The organism is Hyunsoonleella sp. 2307UL5-6, from assembly GCF_047345485.1.
Taxonomy (GTDB): Bacteria; Bacteroidota; Bacteroidia; order Flavobacteriales; family Flavobacteriaceae; genus Jejuia.
Map to the genome: position 1 here is coordinate 499102 of NZ_JBLFEN010000001.1, position 20062 is coordinate 519163.

Below are 20062 nucleotides of genomic sequence, written 5' to 3' on the forward strand. Positions count from 1 at the left end.
AAGTACCAAAACAAAAATGGAGTAAACTGTATACCTTAGTTTTAATAGCTAACGCACTTTACTTTATTATTTTTTACATCTTAACACAAGTATTTTAAATTATGCAGATGTTAAACTGGGTAGACTGGACGGTTCTAGCAATTACATTAGTTGCTATAGTTGCCTATGGTACACTTCAAACACGTGGCAGTAAAAACGTAAAAGACTATTTACGTGGTGGTAATACTTCAAAATGGTGGACTATAGGTTTATCAGTTATGGCAACACAAGCAAGTGCCATTACTTTTTTATCTACACCTGGGCAAGCCTTTAATGATGGTATGGGCTTTGTGCAATTTTATTTTGGATTACCAATAGCTATGATTGTGATTTGCTTGGTATTTATTCCGCTCTACCATCGCTTAAAAGTATACACAGCTTATGAGTTTTTAGAGAATCGTTTTGATTTAAAAACAAGAACTTTAGCAGCTATTTTATTTTTAATTCAGCGTGGTTTAGCAGCAGGAATTACCATTTTTGCACCTGCTATAATCTTATCGGTTGTTTTAGGCTGGGATTTACTAACGCTTAATATTGCTATTGGCCTCTTAGTAATTATTTATACAGTTTCTGGCGGTACGCGTGCTGTTAATGTAACTCAAAAACACCAAATGGTAGTTATTTTTATTGGTATGTTGGTTGCATTTTTTATCATAGTTAGCAAACTCCCCGAAGATATTACCTTTACAAAAGCTCTCGAAATTGCAGGTGCTAGTGGTAAAATGGAGGTATTAGATTTTTCCTTTAGTTTAGATAATAGGTATACTTTTTGGAGCGGTATTATTGGTGGTACCTTTTTAATGCTCTCTTATTTTGGTACAGATCAAAGTCAAGTACAGCGCTATCTTTCTGGTAAATCGGTTAGAGAAATGCAATTGGGGCTTATTTTTAATGGCTTACTAAAAATACCAATGCAGTTCTTTATCTTATTAGTTGGTGTAATGGTTTTTGTATTCTATCAATTTAATGAAGCACCTGTCAACTTTAATCCTACAGCTACTGAAATGATGTTACAGTCTGATTATGCAGAAGACTATAAAAAACTTCAAGAAGAACAATCACAAATATTTAGAGACAAACAAAAAATTATTGAAGCCTATAATACATCGGGTAAACCAGAAACAGCAGCATTTATTACAGCCGCTAATGCTGCTAATGATGATATACGAAAAGAAGCTAGAGTACTTATAGATAAAGCTAGCTTAAAAATGGATATGAAAATTGAAAGCAACGATAAGGATTATGTATTTATACATTTTATTTTGAATAATCTTCCTCGTGGACTTATTGGATTACTTCTAGCTGTTATTTTAAGTGCAGCCATGTCTAGTACCGCAAGTGAACTGAATGCTTTAGGCTCTACAACAACCATGGACTTATACAAAAGGAATGTTTCTGAAAAAACTGAACAGCAAATGGTAAAAACCTCTAGATGGTTTACATTTTTATGGGGTATTATTGCTATAGGTGTAGCCTGTATTGCTAATCTTTTTGAAAATTTAATTCAGTTAGTAAATATTATCGGATCTATTTTTTATGGAAATATCTTAGGTATTTTCCTATTAGCATTTTTCTTTAAATTTGTAAAAGGTAATGCTGTATTTATTGCAGCTTTAATTACTCAAGTATTAATTATTGCCTTATATTTTTTAAATGAATACGAGTATATTAACCTTCCATTTTTATGGCTAAATTTTGTTGGCTGTACTATTGTTATTTGTATAGCGTGTTTATTACAATCACTATTAAAAAATGAAAAACCAACAGCTACCTAAAACCATAAACTGGGGCATTATTGGCCTAGGCAATATTGCTCATAAATTTGCAACTGATTTATTGACAATTAAAGGCACTAAATTATATGCGGTTGCCTCAAGACATCAAGAAAAAGCAGATGCGTTTGCTACAAAATATAAAGCAGTAACAGCCTATGACACCTACGAAGCTTTAGCTAAAGACCCAAATGTAGATGCTGTTTACATTGCAACACCTCATGCGTTACACAAAAAAAACACGCTATTGTGTTTAGAACATGGTAAACCAGTACTATGCGAAAAACCATTTGCCATAGATGCAAATGAAGTTGAAAATATGATAGCTAAAGCTGAAGAAAAAAACACCCTTTTAATGGAGGCATTGTGGACCTATTTTTTACCACATTATCAACATGTATTAAAACTTCTTAAAAACGAATCGTACGGTCAGGTTTTAAAAATTGAAGCTGACTTTGGATTTAGTAGACCATTTGATGATTCTCACAGGTTATTTAATAAATCGCTTGGTGGTGGTAGTTTATTAGATATTGGTATATACCCTATTTTTACTGCATTATCTACTTTAGGAATTCCTAAAAACATTGAAGCAAAAGCGACTTATTTTGACAACGGAGCAGATGCGTCTTGTGATATGGTTTTTGACTATGATAACAATGTAAAAGCGGTTTTAAAAAGTTCATTGATTGAAGATACACCTACTGAGGCTGTTTTTTATTGTGAAAAAGGTACTATAAAAATAAACAGTATGTTTCATGCTCCTACAACAGTAACGCTTACGCCAAATGAAGGCTCGCAAGAAATTTTAGATTTTAATTACAACACCATAGGCTACAACTACGAAGCTATACATTTTACGGAGCTTATTCGTAAAGGAAAAACAGAAAGTGATGTTATGACTTTTAAGTTTAGCAAACAGCTTATTAAAACTCTAGATTCAGTAAGACAACTGATAAACTTAAACTACTAGATTTTACATAACAATAGCAAATAAGTGTGTTAAAATAGAGCTGACACTTTTGGTTTATTCTGTAAAAAAGATGTACCTATATAAGGTATCATAAGCAGGTATAGCTAATAGCAAGACCAGTACTTAATTAGATATTTTCCAAACAAAAAGCGCAACCAAGAAAGTTGCGCTCATTTAAAACATTCAATATTCTGAAATTTAAGACCTATAAATTACATAGCTCCCCACTCTTTTAAAGAGTCTTGGTTCATTTTAATATATCCTTTATTTCCTGCTTTTTCTGCAAGCTCTAAAGATTTTTTAGCTGCAGCGATTGCTGTGGTTTTCTCACCAGCTTTTGCATGTATTAAAGATTGTTGTCTTAGCACCCAAAAACGAGGCTTATCGTTAGTCATTTCTACCGCTTTATCTATCCAAATTTTAGCTTTCTTAATATCTTTATTTTCCTCTAAATAGTACACAGCAGCAGAAAAATAATCATTTACACCAGGACCACTCATCGTTTTATTAATGCTAGATAGTACTGCATTATCAGTTGGTACTGTAAAAGGTACGGCAGCATACGTTTTTTCCCAGATAAACTCTAAATGTCCACCACTGTTGGAGATATTATTAATATCCATAGCGTAAGTTTCTACATCAAAAGGAACAGTATACGATTTTACATTAGTTTTAGCAGCTACCTTACTATCATCCCAATTTTTTGGAGTTCCCCAGTTTTCTGTATCAGTATAAAAATACACGTCCCAACTTTCTTTACCTGGTTTTGTAAAAATAGCATAAGACCCTGCTTTTAATGTTTGTCCATCTACAGTAGCATCTGTACTAAATGTTATTATTGTATTTTTATTAGCACCAGTTCTCCATATTTCACCGTAAGGCACTAAACCACCAAAAATTTTACGTCCTTTAACGCCTGGTCTAGAATATTCAATAGTAACATCCGTTAACCCCACTTTTTGCTCCAGTTTAGCACTTGGGCTTGGTTGTGGCGTTTCTATTTGCGCTTGCACAGTGTATACAGTAACACATGTCATTAGTAATAATAGTAATTTTTTCATTTTTTTTTAGTTATTATTATTTAAATTTTAAACACCTCAAAATTAACCAAACAAAAATCGCTTATTGTTAACAAAAGCTTAAAATAAGACGTTGTATCTTTGTCAAAAATAATTTGGGCGTTACCACAAGGGTCGGGCTTTCGGCAGTCTCCCGATTATAATCGGGATTCAACAAATGCCGCAATCCCTAACGCAAATTCGTCTAAATACTTAAAATAAGTTATGAAACAATACATCTCTGAGTTTTTGGGTACATTCGCTATGATATTTTGCGGTTGTGGTGCTATGACTATTAACGAAATAACTAGTGGAAGCATCTCGCACGTAGGTGTTGCAGCTACATGGGGACTTATAGTAATGGCTATGATTTATGCATTTGGCGAAATATCTGGTGCACATTTTAATCCTGCGGTTACCATAGGCTTTGCATTTGCTAAAAAATTCGATTGGAACAAAGTTCCTAAATATATTTTAGCACAAGCTATTGGTGCAACTCTTGCCATATTCTTACTCTGGTTTCTATTTCCAGAAAGTCAATTTTTAGGAGAAACAACGCCTGCAGAAGGGTTTCCTGCGTACAAAGCTGCTATTTTAGAGTTTCTACTAACGTTTTTCTTAATGGTAGTAATTATCAACGTATCTACAGGTAGTAAAGAAATTGGCACCATGGCTGCCATAGCTGTTGGCGGTATAATTTTACTCGAAGCCATGTTTGCAGGCCCAATTACAAAAGCATCTATGAATCCTATACGCTCTATAGCTCCTGCTCTTTTTACAGGTAACTTTCAATATTTATGGCTCTATATTATTGCTCCAATTTTAGGAGCTATAACTGCAGTTTCTAGTTGTAAGTTAGTTAAAGAGCAACAGTGTTGCTAGCGTATATAAGTCAGGCTTGTGTACCTAATTGTAAGTGAGTTACCCTGTAATTTTAATAATATTTCGTACTTTATTCCAGAGGCTTTTAGATACTAAAGATTCCTCATCTATGTTGCCCATCATATTTTCAAGCTTTAAGTTTTTTGTGCTGCCTTGACGTTTTAAACTACTTACGCCATCATCTGTAACTAATGCCATACTCCAATCCTCAAATTCTCTAAAAGGTTTAGGTCCTTCCCATATTGTAGTAACGTCAAAATGCCTATCATCCTTTTTTATAGATTCGTATAACTCAAGAATATCTTTTTTAGACCCCTCAATTAATTGAAAGAAAACTTTTCTATGATATATTAAACTTCCTGTAATATTTAGAGACTTATTATGTGCTCTTGCTGTTTTAATTATAGCTTTAATATCGGCATCTGTAGTGTCAGTATTTGCCATAGAGCGATAACTCACTTCGTAGAGTAAATCTCCGCTCACAAAACGTTTTTTATAGTCGCTTGGGGTTTTACCATAACGTTCAAAAAACAACTTAGAAAAAAAACTTCTACTATTGTAACCTACTGAATAGCAAATTTCAGATATACTCTTATCTGTAGTATTAAGTAGCTCCATTGCTGTATCTAGCCTAATATTACTAATAAATTGCCCAAGAGAATAACCATATAAAAAGCGAATACCAGATTGTACTTTTTTGGAGTTCATACCCAAATGCTGACTAACTTCTTTTACTAAAATTTTTTTGTGAACATTTGCCTTTATAAAATCACCCAGTTTAGTGAGTTTTGATAATTCTGCCTTTTGCAAATTTGGTAAAAAGCTATTCTCATTCTCATCATAATCATGCGCTTCTATTTGAGAGGCCAACATGTTTAATATAGCACCTTCTGTAAGTAATCTACCTACTAAATCTGTACGTTTGTTTTCAATAACTATTTTTGCAAATGCACCAGTTCTAACATCAATATTACCAAAATACCTGTATGGTCGTTCCGTGATATTTAGATCAAAAATTTCTTCCAAGTTTAATTCTAAATAACGCTTGGTATTTACATTAGAATTTTTTAAATCAAAAAGAGAAAGTATTAAATAACAACATTGATATTTAATATTTCCAGGTATTTTAAATTCTGAATTGGTTCCAGGTTCACTAATTAAAATAAAATTTTGCCCTTGTTCTACTTTTTTAAATTCACTCTCACTTTGAAATTTTTGATACTGGTAGCCAGAAATATGATAACCAAAATAATAAGGTCTTTGATCAGAAAACTCCAAATCTAACTCTAAATCTGATGTAAATTCTACGTCGTAAACCCAAGCTGTTAACCCAGGGAAAAGACCGTATAACTGGATGGTTCCTTTTCCCTTATCGTTATCTAATATTAGCTTAGAAGCACCGTAATTCTCAATTAAATCTGCATCTAAACTAACGGCAAATTGGCGTAACATATCTAAAGGCGAACTCTCACGTAAATCAATCATAATTCAATAATTGTAATTATTTCATCAGTAATACCTTTCTACTTAAACTTTTTTTAAAAGCGAAAAAGAATTTCTATAAAAATATTGAATTAAGTTAAAGATGCAAATACAATTCTTTAAATATTATGAGTATTTGTAACTTATATGAAACTAAATGTATCATTATTTAGTTTGAATAAGAAAATTCTTGGTTTAAAACATGAATTTTAAATTTAGTTTATCATAATATAAAATTATACAGAGATTCTACTTGAAGAAACATGACATTATTTAAATTTAGACCTGTAAGACTTTTTATTATTTTGTGTATATAAGTTTATAATAATAACTGCAACACAACCTATTGAAAACCCAATACCGCCACCTAAAAAAAAAATCAATTGTAAACACCATCTAATAATTATCACATTTTATTGCAAAATTATAATCTTACTTTAATAATATGTATACCAAAACCTATTTAAAAGTACTCAATAACAATTTAAGAGGTTAAAACGTACTTATTCATATTTTTACTTGTATATAAAGTTGAATTTTGCTGAATATTAAAAAGTTACTAAAGTTTTATCATTTATAAATTACATCAGTATAAATATATTAACATTTTATTTTGTTTAACTTATTTAATTAATAGTTAAACATTTTGTATATTTACGCTAAATATTAAAAATTATGGCTAAGAAAAAATCTGTCTCAAAAGATGATATAATAACATGGTATATGGATTATGTATTAGAACATGACGCTAATCCAAAAACGGTATTCGCTTTCGCTAAAATGAATAATTTTGATGAAGCTAAATTTTATGAATACTTTACTTCATTTGAAACTATAGAGAAGGGCATTTTTGAAGCCTTCTTCTCAAACTCTATACATGCTTTAGAAAAAAGCGAAGATTATAAAATTTTTGATGCTAGAAATAAACTTTTAAGTTTTTACTACACCTTTTTTGAAAATCTTACTGCAAACAGAAGCTATGTAAAACATGTATTAGACAAATACAAAAAAGACTTTAAAGGTTTAAAAATACTTTCTGGTTTAAAAAAGCACTACACAAATTACGTAAGCGAATTGGGTATACAAATGTTAGATGTAAAGCAGGAACAATTAGAGAAAATACAAGACAACGCGCTTAAAGAATCTGCTTGGTTTCAACTACTATTAACTATGAAGTTCTGGCTAGATGATACATCGGCCTCGTTTGAGAAAACTGATATTTATATAGAAAAATCGGTAAACACCACATTTGATGTTTTAGATATTGCACCTCTTAAAAGTGTTATCGATTTGGGTAAATTTTTATTTAAAGAACGATTTCATTCCAATTAACATATGAAGACCATAGACAATATACCTACATCAAAAATACGACGTGCATCAAAATTAGTGTCTACTGGCGCTAAAGTGGGCGTAAATTATTTAAAATATTACGGTGACAAATTAGTAAGTAAAGAGGTTGACGCCAAAGAGCGTTTGAACAAAAATAACGCCTCTGATATTTACGATGGGTTAAAGCAACTTAAAGGTAGTGCGCTTAAAGTAGCGCAAATGCTAAGCATGGAAAAAAGTATTTTACCACAAGCTTATGTGGAAAAATTTTCTTTAGCGCAGTTTTCAGTACCGCCATTATCACCGCCTTTAGTAATAAAAACCTTTAAAAAATATTTTGGAAAACATCCAGATGAACTGTTTGATACTTTTAATGCAACTTCTGTAAACGCTGCAAGCATCGGTCAGGTGCACATTGCAACTAAGAATGGGAAAAAACTTGCTGTGAAAATCCAATATCCAGGAGTTGCTGAGAGTATCGCATCAGACTTAGCTATGGTTAAACCTATAGCTATGAGTATGTTCAACATTAAAGGGAAAGATTCTGACAAATATTTTAAGGAAGTAGAACATAAGTTGGTTGAAGAGACTAATTATGTTTTAGAAGTTAAGCAGAGTAAGGAAATTTCTAATGCCTGTGGACACATAGCAAATTTAAAGTTTCCTAAATATTATGAAGCACTCTCTTCTGAGCGTATCATTACTATGGATTTCATGGAAGGTGAGCATTTATCAGAATTTACAGCTTATAATACCGATCAAAATAAAGCAAATAAATTAGGGCAAGCACTTTGGGATTTTTACATGTATCAAATTCATAATTTGAAAAAAGTACATGCAGATCCTCATCCTGGGAACTTCTTAATCACTAAAAAAGGAGAATTAATAGCTCTTGATTTTGGGTGTATGAAATCTATCCCTCAGGAATTTTATACACCTTATTTCGAGTTAGCAAAACCAGAAAATATTACCAATAGAGATAATTTTGTATCCAAATTATATGAGCTTGAAATATTAAAGGAAGAGGATTCTAAAAAAGAATTAGCCTTTTTTACAGAAATGTTTCACGACATGTTGAGTTTATTTACGCAACCATTTCATCAAGAAACTTTTGATTTTTCTGATGCTGGATTCTTTGGAAAAATTGCTGAATTAGGCGAACGTTACTCAAAAAGTACAGATTTAAAGAAAATGAATGGAAATCGTGGTTCTAAACATTTTATCTATATAAACAGAACATTTTTTGGCCTTTATAATTTAATGTTTGATTTAAAAGCTCAAAACATAAAAATTAATAACTACTTAAGATTATCTTAATATGAAATATTTTAGTGAAACAGATATAAAAAATTTAGATCATATCTACAAAATTAACTTGATTAATAGTTGCTCTGGCTATAAATCGGCTAATTTAATTGGTTCTGTTTCAGAAGATGGTGTACAGAATGTAGCGGTATTTAGTTCTATTACGCATATTGGTTCTAGTCCTGCTATTTTTGGTTTTTTTTTGAGACCAACTACCGTAATACGTAATACTTACGATAACTTAAAAACTACAGGGGTATATACTATAAATCATATATATGAAGGCATTAAAGAAGATGCGCACCATACATCAGCAAAATACGATAGCGATATCTCAGAATTTGATATGACAAATTTAAAGGCTGAATTTAAAGATGATTTTAAAGCTCCATTTGTAAAAGGCGCTCCTGTACAACTAGCTATGGAATTTTTAGAAGAATATCCAATAAAAGCCAATAATACCATTTTAGTTATTGGTAAAGTAATTGGCTTGTATGTAGACAATGAACTTATTGAAGACGACGGATTTATAAATCTATCAAAAGCAGGAGTTGCTGCTATAAATGGTTTAGACGGTTATGCTGTACCACAAAATAATGAGAGATTTGGATACCAAAGACCTAAAGAAATAACAGAAAGTTTATGAAAATTCTTGTAACAGGAGCAACAGGTTATATTGGCAAACGCCTTATCCCCTTTTTATTAAATGAGGGCCATACCGTTGTTTGTGTTGTAAGAGATAGATTAAGAGCAGATAAAAGTTATACTGAAGATGAAAATATATATGTGATTGAAGCAGACTTTTTAAAACCTGAAACTCTTAAAAACATTCCAAAAGAGATTGATGCAGCTTACTATCTTATACACTCTATGTCTAACTCTTCAAAAGATTTTGAAACTTTAGAAGAAAAGTGTGCCATAAATTTTAAACGTCATATTGAAACCACTAACGTTAAACAAGTGCTTTATTTAAGTGGCATTACAAATGAGGATCAGCTGTCTAAACATCTTAGATCGAGAAAAAATGTTGAAGGTATTTTAAAATCAGAACAATATGCACTTACCATATTTAAAGCAGGAATAATAGTTGGTTCTGGCAGTTCTTCATTCGAAATTATTAGAGATTTAGTTGAAAAACTACCTTTTATGATTGCGCCTAAATGGTTAAATACAAAAACTCAACCATTGGCTGTTAGAGACGTTTTATCATTTTTAACTCGTGCTGTAGGCAAGGAAGCTGTTTACAATAATAGTTATGATGTTTTTGGTCCTGAAATTATTACTTATAGAGAAATGTTACTTCAATTTGCTGAAGTTCGTGGACTTAAACGTTATATATTAACTGTACCAGTGATGACGCCTAAGTTATCATCATATTGGTTATATTTTGTAACGTCTACATCTTACAAATTGGCTACATCGCTAGTTGATAGTATGGGCGTGCAAATTATTGGTAAACCAAGCAATATTAATAAAATACTAGATGTAAACCCTATTACTTACAGAGAAGCAGTATCACTAGCATTCGAAAAAATTGAACAAAACAGTATTGTTTCTAGCTGGAAAGATTCCATGGTAAGCAGCGGACGTTTAGGCAACCAATTACATAAATATGTAAACGTACCTAAGTTTGGGTGTTTTAAAGATTATAAAGAACGTAATATCATTAACACAGATGCAACCATTGAAAAAATTTGGAGTATTGGTGGGAAAAATGGTTGGTATTATGGCACCATACTTTGGCGTATTAGGGGCTATATAGATAAACTTTTTGGCGGTATCGGCTTAAGGCGTGGACGTACCAGTCCAACGGAGTTAGATGCTGGTGATGCCTTAGATTTTTGGCGTGTAATTTTTGCTGATAAAGAAAAACAAAAACTATTATTATACGCAGAGATGCGTTTACCTGGTGAAGCTTGGTTAGAATTTAAAATTGAAGATGATAAATTAAAACAAACTGCAACATTTAGACCTCGAGGTCTTTGGGGTAGATTATACTGGTATGCTGTACTACCGTTTCATGGTTTTATATTTTCAGGTATGATAAATAAATTAGTAAAAGTTGAGCCACAAAAAACAACACTTACCACAGAAAACGTGCAAAACCTGTAGTTTACCTTTTACTTGGAGGAAAAAATGGGAAAAAAATTGGGACAACGTTAAATATTGTAGTGAACGATGCAGGAGAAACAAAACAACACCGGCTTAGTTTGGTTTAGAAACGATTTACGAGTTAATGATAATATCGTTTTAAACGAAGCTTTACAAAAACACAAACATCTTATTGCAGTTTACTGTTTTGATCCTAGACATTTTGAGGTAAATAGCTTTGGATTTAAAAAAACTGAAAAATATAGAACTCAGTTTTTAATAGAAACCATTACAGATTTAAAGGAAAACCTAGAGGATATAAATATTGAGTTATTTGTATACCACAACAACCCAGAGCATGCCATTCCTAAACTAATTGAGCAGTTTGACATTAAAGATATTTATCTTCAAAAAGAATGGACGAGTGAAGAAGTTGAAGTTTTAGAATATGTAAAAACTAATGTTTCAGAAAATATTTCTTTTCACGAACATTACAACCAATTCCTATTTCATCCAGAGGATATTGTTATGTCTTTTAAACAAATTCCTCAGGTTTTTACTAGTTTTAGAAAAAAGGTAGAAAAGTATAGTTGCGTAAAGCCTTCAAATAATTCAGAAGTTTTACTGCCTATTAAATCTATTTCTAATACAACTACTATTCCATCACTAAAAGCGTTGGGGTTTGATGGTTTTGTGCCACACCCAAATACAGCTTTTCCTTTTAAAGGGGGAGAAAATGCCGCATTACATCGTTTGGATGATTATTTTTTTCAGACTAAAAAATTAGGGTTTTACAAAAAAACAAGAAATGGGCTTGTTGGTAAAGATTATAGCTCTAAGTTTTCGCCGTGGTTGGCAAATGGTAGTATTTCTGCAAGAACAATATATTGGTTTGTGAAGGAATTTGAAAAAGAACATTATAAGAACCAATCGACTTATTGGTTGATCTTTGAATTGATTTGGAGAGATTATTTCAAATATATGTCGCTAAAACACGATAACGATATATTTAAAAAAGATGGAATTCTCAAAAAAAAGTATCAATGGAAAACTGATAAAAGTTTAGTAGATTCTTGGATAAATGGCGAAACCAGTTCAGCTTTTATAAACGCAAATATGTTAGAACTTAAACATACAGGCTGGATGAGTAATAGAGGTAGGCAAAACGTAGCTTCATTTTTTTCAAAAGAACTATTGCTAGATTGGAGAATTGGTGCAGCGTATTTTGAGTCATTACTTCTAGACTACGACGTACATAGTAATTATGGTAACTGGATGTATGTTTCGGGCGTTGGTAACGATCCTCGCAATAGAAAGTTTAATGTAGACTTACAAGCAGAACGTTATGATAGCAATGGTAAATTTCAGAATTTATGGTTGCAAAAAACATTATTTTAAATAATTACATGTTCGCTTAATTTATTAGGCACAAGCGAATTATATAAAGCGCTAATTACACACTTAAGTATTGTTGTGACAAAAAAGACATAACTAATCGGTGTAACAAAAATAAAAAAGATTGAAAACATTAAGACTGATATTAGGCGATCAACTCAACATAAAACACTCATGGTTTAAAGATACCGATGATGAAGTTTTGTATTGTATGTTTGAAATGCGCCAAGAAACGGACTATGTAAAACATCACATTCAAAAAGTAATTGGTTTTTTTTCTGCAATGCGTCAATTTCATTTGGATTTAACCTCCAACGGTCATGATGTAATTTATTTCAAAATTAATGATGATAAAAATACACAAAGCTTAATAGATAATCTTTCAAAATTAATTGACAGCCATCAAATTTCAAATTTTGAATATTTATTTCCGGATGAATACCGTTTAGACGAACAATTAAAATCCTTCTGCAGTACTATTAAAATTTCATCAAAAGCAGTATCAACTGAACATTTTTACACAAATCGAGAAGATTTAAAAACTTTCTTTAAGGGCAAAAAACAATATCTCATGGAAAACTTCTACAGAGATATGCGCAAAAAACATGACATTTTAATGGTTAGCGACCAACCCGAAGGTGGTAAATGGAATTACGACAAAAGCAATAGAAACAAGTGGAAAGGTGAAGTTGAAATCCCAAATTATAAGTTATTTAAAAATGATGTTACAGAAATTGTAGAGAACATAAAAAATACCGACATTAAAACTATTGGTAAGTTTGAAACTAAAACCTTCTCCTACCCTATTTCTAGAATTCAAGCATTAGAACAACTTAAATATTTTTGCGAACATTTATTAATTCATTTTGGCGATTATCAAGATGCTATGCATACAGATGAGGACTATTTGTTTCACTCACGGTTATCATTCGCTATGAATTTAAAGTTGATATCTCCAAAAGACATTGTAAAAACTGTAATGAATTATTACAGAAAACATGGAGACACCATTGCTATTTCGCAAGTAGAAGGCTTTGTACGACAAGTTATAGGTTGGCGAGAATATATGCGTGGTATGTATTGGGCATTTATGCCAGAATATAAAAGTCTAAACGAACTAAACAATCAAAATAATTTACCAGAATTTTTCTGGACAGGTAATACAAAAATGAATTGTTTAAAACATGCCATAGCAAACTCGCTAAATAATAGTTACGCCCACCACATACAACGCTTAATGATAACGGGGAACTATGCGTTATTAACACAAACTAACCCAGATGAAGTTGACGCTTGGTATTTAGGCGTTTACATAGACGCAGTAGAATGGGTACAACTTACAAACACAAGAGGTATGAGCCAATTTGCAGATGGTGGAAAAATTGCAACCAAACCTTATGTGTCTTCTGGCTCTTACATTAATAAAATGAGCAATTACTGTTCTAATTGTCATTACAACAAAAGCAAAAAAACGGAAGACGATGCTTGCCCTTTCAACAGTTTATACTGGAATTTTTTAGATGAGAAACGTGAGTATTTAAGAAATAATTTTAGAATGGGTATGATGTATAGCCTACTAGATAAAATGGATAATAATCAACTAAAAAAAATTAAAGATAAAGCACAACATATAATTGCACATCAAGATGAATACTAAGCCCCATGTAAACATTGTTTGGTTAAAACGAGATTTAAGACTGCATGATAACGAAGCTATTTATAATGCACTTAACACTGGTAAACTAACACTTTTACTCTATAGTTTTGAGCCTTTATTAATAAACGATAAACATTACAGCGAGCGCCATTGGAATTTTATTAAAGAGTCAATTATAGACCTTAATAATGAATTAGAGCATTACAACTCAAAAATACTTGCAGTACAATCTGATATTATCGCGGTAATTAATCAATTACAATCGCATTATCAAATATCAAATATTTACTCGCACCAAGAAACAGGAGTACTAGTAACTTATGAGCGTGATAAAAATTTTAAAAGGTATTGCAAAAACAATTTAATTAATTGGCACGAAAACATCAATAATGGTATACAGCGCGGTTTAAAAAATAGAGACAACTGGACTGCTTTAGTTGATGCTTACTATGCTATTGAGCCTCTAATGTTTTTACCAAAACAACAACAACTTGTAACCAAAGAAGATGTTGAAACGCTAGAGCAAAATTTTAATATTCCAGATTTAACAACACCAGAAACTTCACCTTTCCAAAAAGGTGGCCGTACAATTGGGCTTAAATACTTGGAGTCGTTTTATAAAGACCGGTATTCTAATTACATGTTTAATATTTCTAAACCAGAATTATCTCGAAAAAGCTGTAGTAGGATTTCACCATATATATCTTGGGGAAACTTATCGGTTAGAGAGGTGTATCATAAAGCATATCATCTTAAGAAAACATCAACAAATAAAAAAGCGTTAGAAGCCTACATGTCGCGCTTACGTTGGCAAACCCATTTTATTCAAAAATTTGAAATGGAGCACACTATGGAAGAGGCTAGTGTAAATAAAGGGTTTCATAAATTAAAAAAAAGTGTTTCAGAGGTATACCAAATTGCTTGGGAAACCGGACAAACAGGATACCCGCTTGTAGACGCTTGTATGCGCTGTTTAAATGAAACAGGTTATCTTAATTTTAGAATGCGCGCATTGGTAGTATCATTTTATACGCACAATCTTTGGCAACCTTGGCAAGGTGCTACAACTCACCTGTCGCAGATGTTTTTAGATTTTGAACCTGGTATTCATTTCCCTCAATTACAAATGCAAGCGGGAGAAACAGGAATAAATATGCTACGTATTTATAATCCTGTGAAAAATAGTTTAGAACATGATCCTGAAGCCGCTTTTATAAAAAAATGGATTCCAGAACTTAAGGCTCTAGATATCCCTTTTGCACATCAGCCTTACCTTATGACAGAAATGGAACAACAATTCTATAACTTTCAACTGGGTAAAGATTATCCAAAACCAATAGTAGACTTAGAAACTACAAGAACTAAAGCAAGTAATGCGCTTTGGAAACTCCGTAAAGACAAAATAGTAATAGAAGAAAGTAAAAGAATATTAAAAAAGCACACACTTAAAAATCGCTTCAAAAACTCTTAACTTCTAAAAATCAGATACATATAATTTATCATAACTAAAACTTATTATTTGATTGAAATTTTGTTTAACTAATTTGTAAAAAGGTTAAACAATTTTGTATCTTTGAGTATCAATAAGAATAATGATACTAAATTCAACACATAATAATAAAGAACACAAACAAATCATTACTGATTTGGTAGGTAAACCATTCTCTTTTTTAGAAGCTTTAAAAATAAAAGGTGTTGGCTCTAAACGTTTAATTATTGAAGATGTAAGTCCTAATTTAAAAACATATATCAATAAAGTATCAGATATTAATTATGCCAACATTGAACTTAGAAAAGGTGGTATAATACTGTACATAAATAAAGGACTTCAAAATTTTACTTGGGTAATTCCTTATTACCAATTGGTTATATATAAAACAAATGGAGCTAGTATACATGCCCAAGGAAAATTTATCAGATTTAAAAATAACAAAACATTTAAGGAGAATAAAAAGTTTTTTCTAAAAATGTTAGATGAAAAAATAAAATACGACGAACACTATAACTTTCAAAATATATGACATTATCAGAACACGAAATAGATAGAGTTATAGAAATGGCCTGGGAAGATCGTACAACTTTTGAAGCCATAGAATATCAATTTGGTTTAAAAGAACAAGATGTTATTGAATTGATGCGAAGAGAAATGAAACCAAGTAGTTTCAGAATGTGGAGACAACGCGTTCAAGGGAGGTCAACAAAACATGAAAAATTAAGAGGATTTGAAAAAGGACGCTTTAAATGTAGCAGACAAAAACAAATAACACATAATAAAATTTCTAAACGTTAACGTGCTTTGATTGAATTATATGCCTAATTGCTTTTGAGTTAATTTAACAATTAAAATTGTTATTAAATGATATGTTATTAGATTATGTTTGAGACAGCACATAAAAAAGATGCTATGCAACTAGAAAAAGTAAAAACAAATGGACACAAATTAAATGGATTTTCAACCGAAGATATAGGAGACGACCATCTGTACACTGGGTTGGAAACACCAATGAAACCTGATGCCTTTAAACTAACAGATGCGGAAAAAAAAGAACGTATCGGCATTCTATTTGAAGAAATAATGGATGTTATGGGCTTAGATTTAAAAGATGACTCTTTACAAGGTACGCCAAAGCGTGTTGCTAAAATGTATATAGATGAAATTTTTTCAGGTTTAAATCCTGAAAATAAACCTAAGGTTGCTTTGTTTGATAACAAATATCAATACAACCAAATGTTAGTTGAAAAAAATATAACATTTTACTCTAATTGCGAACACCATTTTGTACCAATTATAGGGAAAGCACACGTGGCTTACATTTCATCTGGTAAAGTAATCGGACTTTCAAAATTGAATAGAATTGTGCAATATTATGCTAAACGTCCTCAAGTTCAAGAACGTTTAACTAATCAAATTGCAAACGAATTAAAAACAATTTTAGATACAGAAGATGTAGCTGTTATAATTGATGCTAAACACCTATGTGTATCTTCAAGAGGCATAAAAGATGATACGTCATCTACAGTTACCGCATACTATGGCGGACAATTTAATACTTCAGAAAAAATTGCAGAATTACAAAATTATTTAAATAATTAATACTATGGAATTGGAATTAATAAACAGAGCTTTAGAGTTTGAACAAAGAAAAATGAGGTCTTTATCTACAAGTGATCGTGTTAAACTTTCAAGAGAAGCAAAAGCCTTAATTTTAGATTTAAATCAAATCTACAAGCAAAAAAAGGATGAAAACATCATGGATATCATGAAGCGTTTAACTGTAATAAAAAGAAAAGTTGAAAAGCGATTAAAAGGACGCTTATTGTAATAGTAAAACTTTCATAATAAGTAACTAAATGCTTGAAATATCAAAATTCATCTAATATTTCTTCATAAAAATAGGTAATCTTCTATATTTTATTATATTGCGAGAATGTGCGTATTATAATGCACTATTCAAAAAATATAGTAAAATTAATTATGGAGATTATTGACAAAGCTTTAGAGTTCGAACAACGCAGACACACTTTTAAAACTACAAGTGAGCGTATAGAATCATCTAGAGAAGTAAAAAGTTTAATATTAGGTTTAAACGATATCTACAAGGTAGAAAAAGATCCTGAAATAATGGATTTAATGAAACGGCTAACAGTTATTAAACAAAAAATAGAAAAACGGCTAAAGGGCAGGCCATAAAAAAAATGCCCTGAAACCTATGAGAACAATAATAGTAGTTGGTGGAAGTAAGGGCATTGGTAAAGCATTAGTTGAAAAACTATTAGCAAACTGCAATGTTATAAACATTAGTAGAAGTAAACCAGAGATATCGCACTCTAATCTTACCCATCACCAAAGCGATATTACAAAAGACGAATTACCTGAAATTGATACTGCAGATGGACTTGTATATTGCCCTGGTAGCATCAATCTAAAACCCATAGGACGCCTTAGTATAGACGATTTTAAAAATGATTTTGAAATTAACGTACTTGGTGCTGTTAAGGTAATTCAAAAATATCTTACAATTCTAAAAAAAGGGAGTAAGCCATCTATTGTTTTATTTAGTACAGTAGCATCTAAACTTGGTATGCCGTATCATGCAAGTGTTGCCGTTTCTAAATCTGGTGTTGAAGGTTTGGTAAAATCTTTAGGAGCAGAGTTAGCACCTACGCTTCGCATAAATGCCATAGCGCCAACTGTAACAAATACTGATTTGGCGTCCAAATTACTGCGCAACGACAAGATGATTGAAAATATCACAGAACGTCATCCGCTAAAAAAGTTTTTATCCCCTGAGGAAGTAGCTGGTATGGCAGAATTTTTACTTTCAGAAAACGCATCGTCAATTTCTGGTCAAGTCTATCAAATGGATTGTGGTATCGTAAGTTTTAAAATATAAATTCATGAATCCTTTTAAAACATTTATTGCAACCCTAGGCTCTAATAATACCAAAACAAAACTGGAAGTAAATTCGGTTTATGATATAGAAATTAATTCTTTGCAAGGTAAACTTATTGATTTATCTAAATTCAAAGGGAAACACATTCTTTTTGTAAATGTAGCCACAAAATGTGGTTTCACTCCCCAATATAAAAAGTTACAACAACTACACGAAGAGTATGGTGACAAGCTACAGGTTATTGGTTTACCATGTAATCAATTTGGAGGACAAGAACCTGGTGACACCAACGATATCGAAAATTTTTGTCAAGTAAATTATGGCGTAAGCTTTCTAATTACCGAAAAACTTCATGTAAAAGGCAAACAGCAACATCCACTTTACAGTTGGTTAACTCAAAAAATAAACAACGGTGTTAAAGATTCTTCTGTAAAATGGAATTTTCAAAAATACTTAGTTGATAGAGAAGGTCTTTTGGTAGATTATTATTTTTCTGCGACTAGCCCAATGAGTTCAAAGATTTTAAAATATTTAAAATAAAAGCAAATGTTTACTATTTTTATCAAAAAAACTAAAAGAGCCCGATTGGAAGAAAAATTTAAAAAGTTAATGAAAGAGTGGCATAGATTGTCTTCTACAAACAAAGCAGCCAGTGATCAAAAATTTAGTGAAGCCCAAAAAATTGCTAAACAATTGAACATGATGAATAATGAAGCTGCTTAAATACATCTTTATTTTTTTAATAATTAACTTTGCCACTTTAGCTATTGGCGGCTATCTAATGTCTAATGGTCCTCAAACAGATTGGTATACTAATCTAGAAAAGGCACCATGGACTCCTCCAGGATGGGTTTTTGGTGCCGCTTGGTTTTCTATAATGTTATGTTTTTCAATATATATGGGGTTTTTATACAAAACCTTAGGAGGTGTAACCACATTGATTATTTTCGGTATACAAGTAGTACTCAACACCATATGGAATTTTATTTTTTTTAATTTACATTTAATAGGTCTTGCTTTAACCGTAATTATTTTACTCACATTTACAATAAGCGTTTTTATGTTTTTTTATAAAAAGCAAATGAAACTAAAAACGCTCTTAATTTTACCATACTTTATTTGGCTTTGCATTGCAACATCGCTCAATGGATACATATTACTATACAATTAAGCATAAAAAAAGTTCATGAAAATATATACACTTCATAAAAAACAAAAGCTACCTATTTCTATAGATCAAGCTTGGGAGTTTTTATCAAATCCTAGAAATTTAAAAACTATTACACCAGAATATATGGGGTTTCATATTTTATCTGGTGCTGATAGACCGATGTATGCTGGACAAATTATTCAATATATAGTAACTCCTATATTGGGCATAAAAACCAAATGGGTTACTGAAATTACACATAGTGTAGACAAGCATTATTTTGTAGACGAACAACGTTTTGGCCCCTATGCATTATGGCATCATAAACATTTTATAAAGGAAATAGATGGTGGTGTAGAAATGGAAGATATTATAGATTATAAAGTACCGCTTGGTATTCTTGGGCAACTAGTACACCCCTTTTTAGTGAAACCTAAACTTGAAGAAATTTTTAACTATAGAACTACGAAGCTAGAAGCACTTTTTGGTAAGTATCCGGTTTAAAATTCTGCTTAATTAATGTGTAAAATAGAT

Annotated in this window: 23 protein-coding genes; 21 read left to right on the forward strand and 2 right to left on the reverse strand. The window is 31.4% G+C overall.

Features of this window, described 5'->3' with window-relative positions:
- The first annotated feature begins 101 nt into the window (after positions 1-101).
- Positions 102-1814 carry a sodium:solute symporter gene (locus tag ACKGJY_RS02155; protein WP_413972198.1) on the forward strand — a complete coding sequence of 571 codons (1713 nt, stop codon included), beginning with the start codon at positions 102-104 and terminating at the stop codon, positions 1812-1814.
- Entirely contained in the window at positions 1792-2781 is a 990-nt protein-coding gene (locus tag ACKGJY_RS02160) for a Gfo/Idh/MocA family protein (protein WP_413972199.1), read from the forward strand. Before ACKGJY_RS02155 ends, ACKGJY_RS02160 begins: the two co-directional genes overlap by 23 nt.
- A 212-nt stretch (positions 2782-2993) precedes the next feature.
- Here the strand turns inward: ACKGJY_RS02160 and ACKGJY_RS02165 are convergent, their stop codons facing one another.
- A complete protein-coding gene (locus tag ACKGJY_RS02165) occupies positions 2994-3842 on the reverse strand; it encodes a DUF2911 domain-containing protein (protein WP_413972200.1) in 849 nt (282 codons plus the stop codon).
- 222 nt (positions 3843-4064) lie between these two features.
- On the opposite strand from ACKGJY_RS02165, the gene ACKGJY_RS02170 reads away from it, so the two are divergent.
- Positions 4065-4721, forward strand: a complete 657-nt coding sequence (locus ACKGJY_RS02170) for an MIP/aquaporin family protein (RefSeq protein WP_413972201.1) — start codon at positions 4065-4067, stop codon at positions 4719-4721.
- Positions 4722-4760: 39 nt separating this feature from the next.
- Here ACKGJY_RS02170 and ACKGJY_RS02175 read toward each other — a convergent pair whose 3' ends face one another.
- Positions 4761-6206, reverse strand: coding sequence for a BLUF domain-containing protein (locus ACKGJY_RS02175; RefSeq protein ID WP_413972202.1), 1446 nt, complete (start codon positions 6204-6206; stop codon positions 4761-4763).
- A 672-nt stretch (positions 6207-6878) separates the two neighbouring features.
- Between ACKGJY_RS02175 and ACKGJY_RS02180 the strand changes: the two genes are divergently transcribed.
- The 18 genes from ACKGJY_RS02180 (at position 6879) to ACKGJY_RS02265 (ending at position 20032) form a co-directional block, all read left to right on the forward strand.
- On the forward strand, positions 6879-7535 hold the full coding sequence (locus ACKGJY_RS02180) for a TetR family transcriptional regulator C-terminal domain-containing protein (RefSeq protein WP_413972203.1): 657 nt from the start codon (positions 6879-6881) through the stop codon (positions 7533-7535).
- Between the two features lie 3 nt (positions 7536-7538).
- On the forward strand, positions 7539-8852 hold the full coding sequence (locus ACKGJY_RS02185) for an ABC1 kinase family protein (RefSeq protein WP_413972204.1): 1314 nt from the start codon (positions 7539-7541) through the stop codon (positions 8850-8852).
- Between the two features lies 1 nt (position 8853).
- The gene (locus tag ACKGJY_RS02190) at positions 8854-9486 is read left to right on the forward strand and encodes a flavin reductase family protein (RefSeq protein ID WP_413972205.1); all 633 of its coding nucleotides are present in this window, start codon (positions 8854-8856) and stop codon (positions 9484-9486) included.
- Complete coding sequence (locus ACKGJY_RS02195) at positions 9483-10952, forward strand: SDR family oxidoreductase (RefSeq protein WP_413972206.1); 1470 nt, start codon at positions 9483-9485, stop codon at positions 10950-10952. Before ACKGJY_RS02190 ends, ACKGJY_RS02195 begins: the two co-directional genes overlap by 4 nt.
- Positions 10903-11049, forward strand: a complete 147-nt coding sequence (locus ACKGJY_RS02200; protein WP_413972207.1) for a DUF2256 domain-containing protein — start codon at positions 10903-10905, stop codon at positions 11047-11049. The genes ACKGJY_RS02195 and ACKGJY_RS02200 overlap by 50 nt, the downstream gene beginning before the upstream one ends.
- Positions 11019-12329 (forward strand): DASH family cryptochrome, encoded by a 1311-nt coding sequence (locus tag ACKGJY_RS02205; RefSeq protein ID WP_413972208.1) that lies wholly within the window; start codon positions 11019-11021, stop codon positions 12327-12329. Before ACKGJY_RS02200 ends, ACKGJY_RS02205 begins: the two co-directional genes overlap by 31 nt.
- 121 nt (positions 12330-12450) lie before the next feature.
- Positions 12451-13983 carry a cryptochrome/photolyase family protein gene (locus ACKGJY_RS02210; protein ID WP_413972209.1) on the forward strand — a complete coding sequence of 511 codons (1533 nt, stop codon included), beginning with the start codon at positions 12451-12453 and terminating at the stop codon, positions 13981-13983.
- Entirely contained in the window at positions 13973-15454 is a 1482-nt protein-coding gene (locus ACKGJY_RS02215) for a deoxyribodipyrimidine photo-lyase/cryptochrome family protein (RefSeq protein ID WP_413972210.1), read from the forward strand. Before ACKGJY_RS02210 ends, ACKGJY_RS02215 begins: the two co-directional genes overlap by 11 nt.
- Before the next feature lie 121 nt (positions 15455-15575).
- The gene (locus tag ACKGJY_RS02220) at positions 15576-16004 is read left to right on the forward strand and encodes a hypothetical protein (protein ID WP_413972211.1); all 429 of its coding nucleotides are present in this window, start codon (positions 15576-15578) and stop codon (positions 16002-16004) included.
- The gene (locus ACKGJY_RS02225) at positions 16001-16273 is read left to right on the forward strand and encodes a TIGR03643 family protein (protein WP_413972212.1); all 273 of its coding nucleotides are present in this window, start codon (positions 16001-16003) and stop codon (positions 16271-16273) included. The genes ACKGJY_RS02220 and ACKGJY_RS02225 overlap by 4 nt, the downstream gene beginning before the upstream one ends.
- A gap of 114 nt (positions 16274-16387) precedes the next feature.
- Complete coding sequence (gene folE, locus ACKGJY_RS02230) at positions 16388-17077, forward strand: GTP cyclohydrolase I FolE (RefSeq protein ID WP_413972460.1); 690 nt, start codon at positions 16388-16390, stop codon at positions 17075-17077.
- A 10-nt stretch (positions 17078-17087) separates the two neighbouring features.
- Positions 17088-17306: a hypothetical protein gene (locus ACKGJY_RS02235; protein WP_413972461.1), complete on the forward strand. Its 219-nt coding sequence runs from the start codon at positions 17088-17090 to the stop codon at positions 17304-17306.
- Between the two features lie 152 nt (positions 17307-17458).
- The gene (locus tag ACKGJY_RS02240) at positions 17459-17674 is read left to right on the forward strand and encodes a hypothetical protein (RefSeq protein ID WP_109353114.1); all 216 of its coding nucleotides are present in this window, start codon (positions 17459-17461) and stop codon (positions 17672-17674) included.
- A gap of 19 nt (positions 17675-17693) precedes the next feature.
- The gene (locus tag ACKGJY_RS02245; RefSeq protein WP_413972213.1) at positions 17694-18377 is read left to right on the forward strand and encodes an SDR family NAD(P)-dependent oxidoreductase; all 684 of its coding nucleotides are present in this window, start codon (positions 17694-17696) and stop codon (positions 18375-18377) included.
- Positions 18378-18381: 4 nt separating this feature from the next.
- A complete protein-coding gene (locus ACKGJY_RS02250; protein ID WP_413972214.1) occupies positions 18382-18918 on the forward strand; it encodes a glutathione peroxidase in 537 nt (178 codons plus the stop codon).
- Positions 18919-18924: 6 nt separating this feature from the next.
- Positions 18925-19101: a Lacal_2735 family protein gene (locus ACKGJY_RS02255; protein WP_413972215.1), complete on the forward strand. Its 177-nt coding sequence runs from the start codon at positions 18925-18927 to the stop codon at positions 19099-19101.
- Complete coding sequence (locus tag ACKGJY_RS02260; protein ID WP_413972216.1) at positions 19088-19549, forward strand: TspO/MBR family protein; 462 nt, start codon at positions 19088-19090, stop codon at positions 19547-19549. Before ACKGJY_RS02255 ends, ACKGJY_RS02260 begins: the two co-directional genes overlap by 14 nt.
- Positions 19550-19564: 15 nt before the next feature.
- A complete protein-coding gene (locus ACKGJY_RS02265; RefSeq protein WP_413972217.1) occupies positions 19565-20032 on the forward strand; it encodes an SRPBCC family protein in 468 nt (155 codons plus the stop codon).
- Positions 20033-20062: the final 30 nt, after the last annotated feature.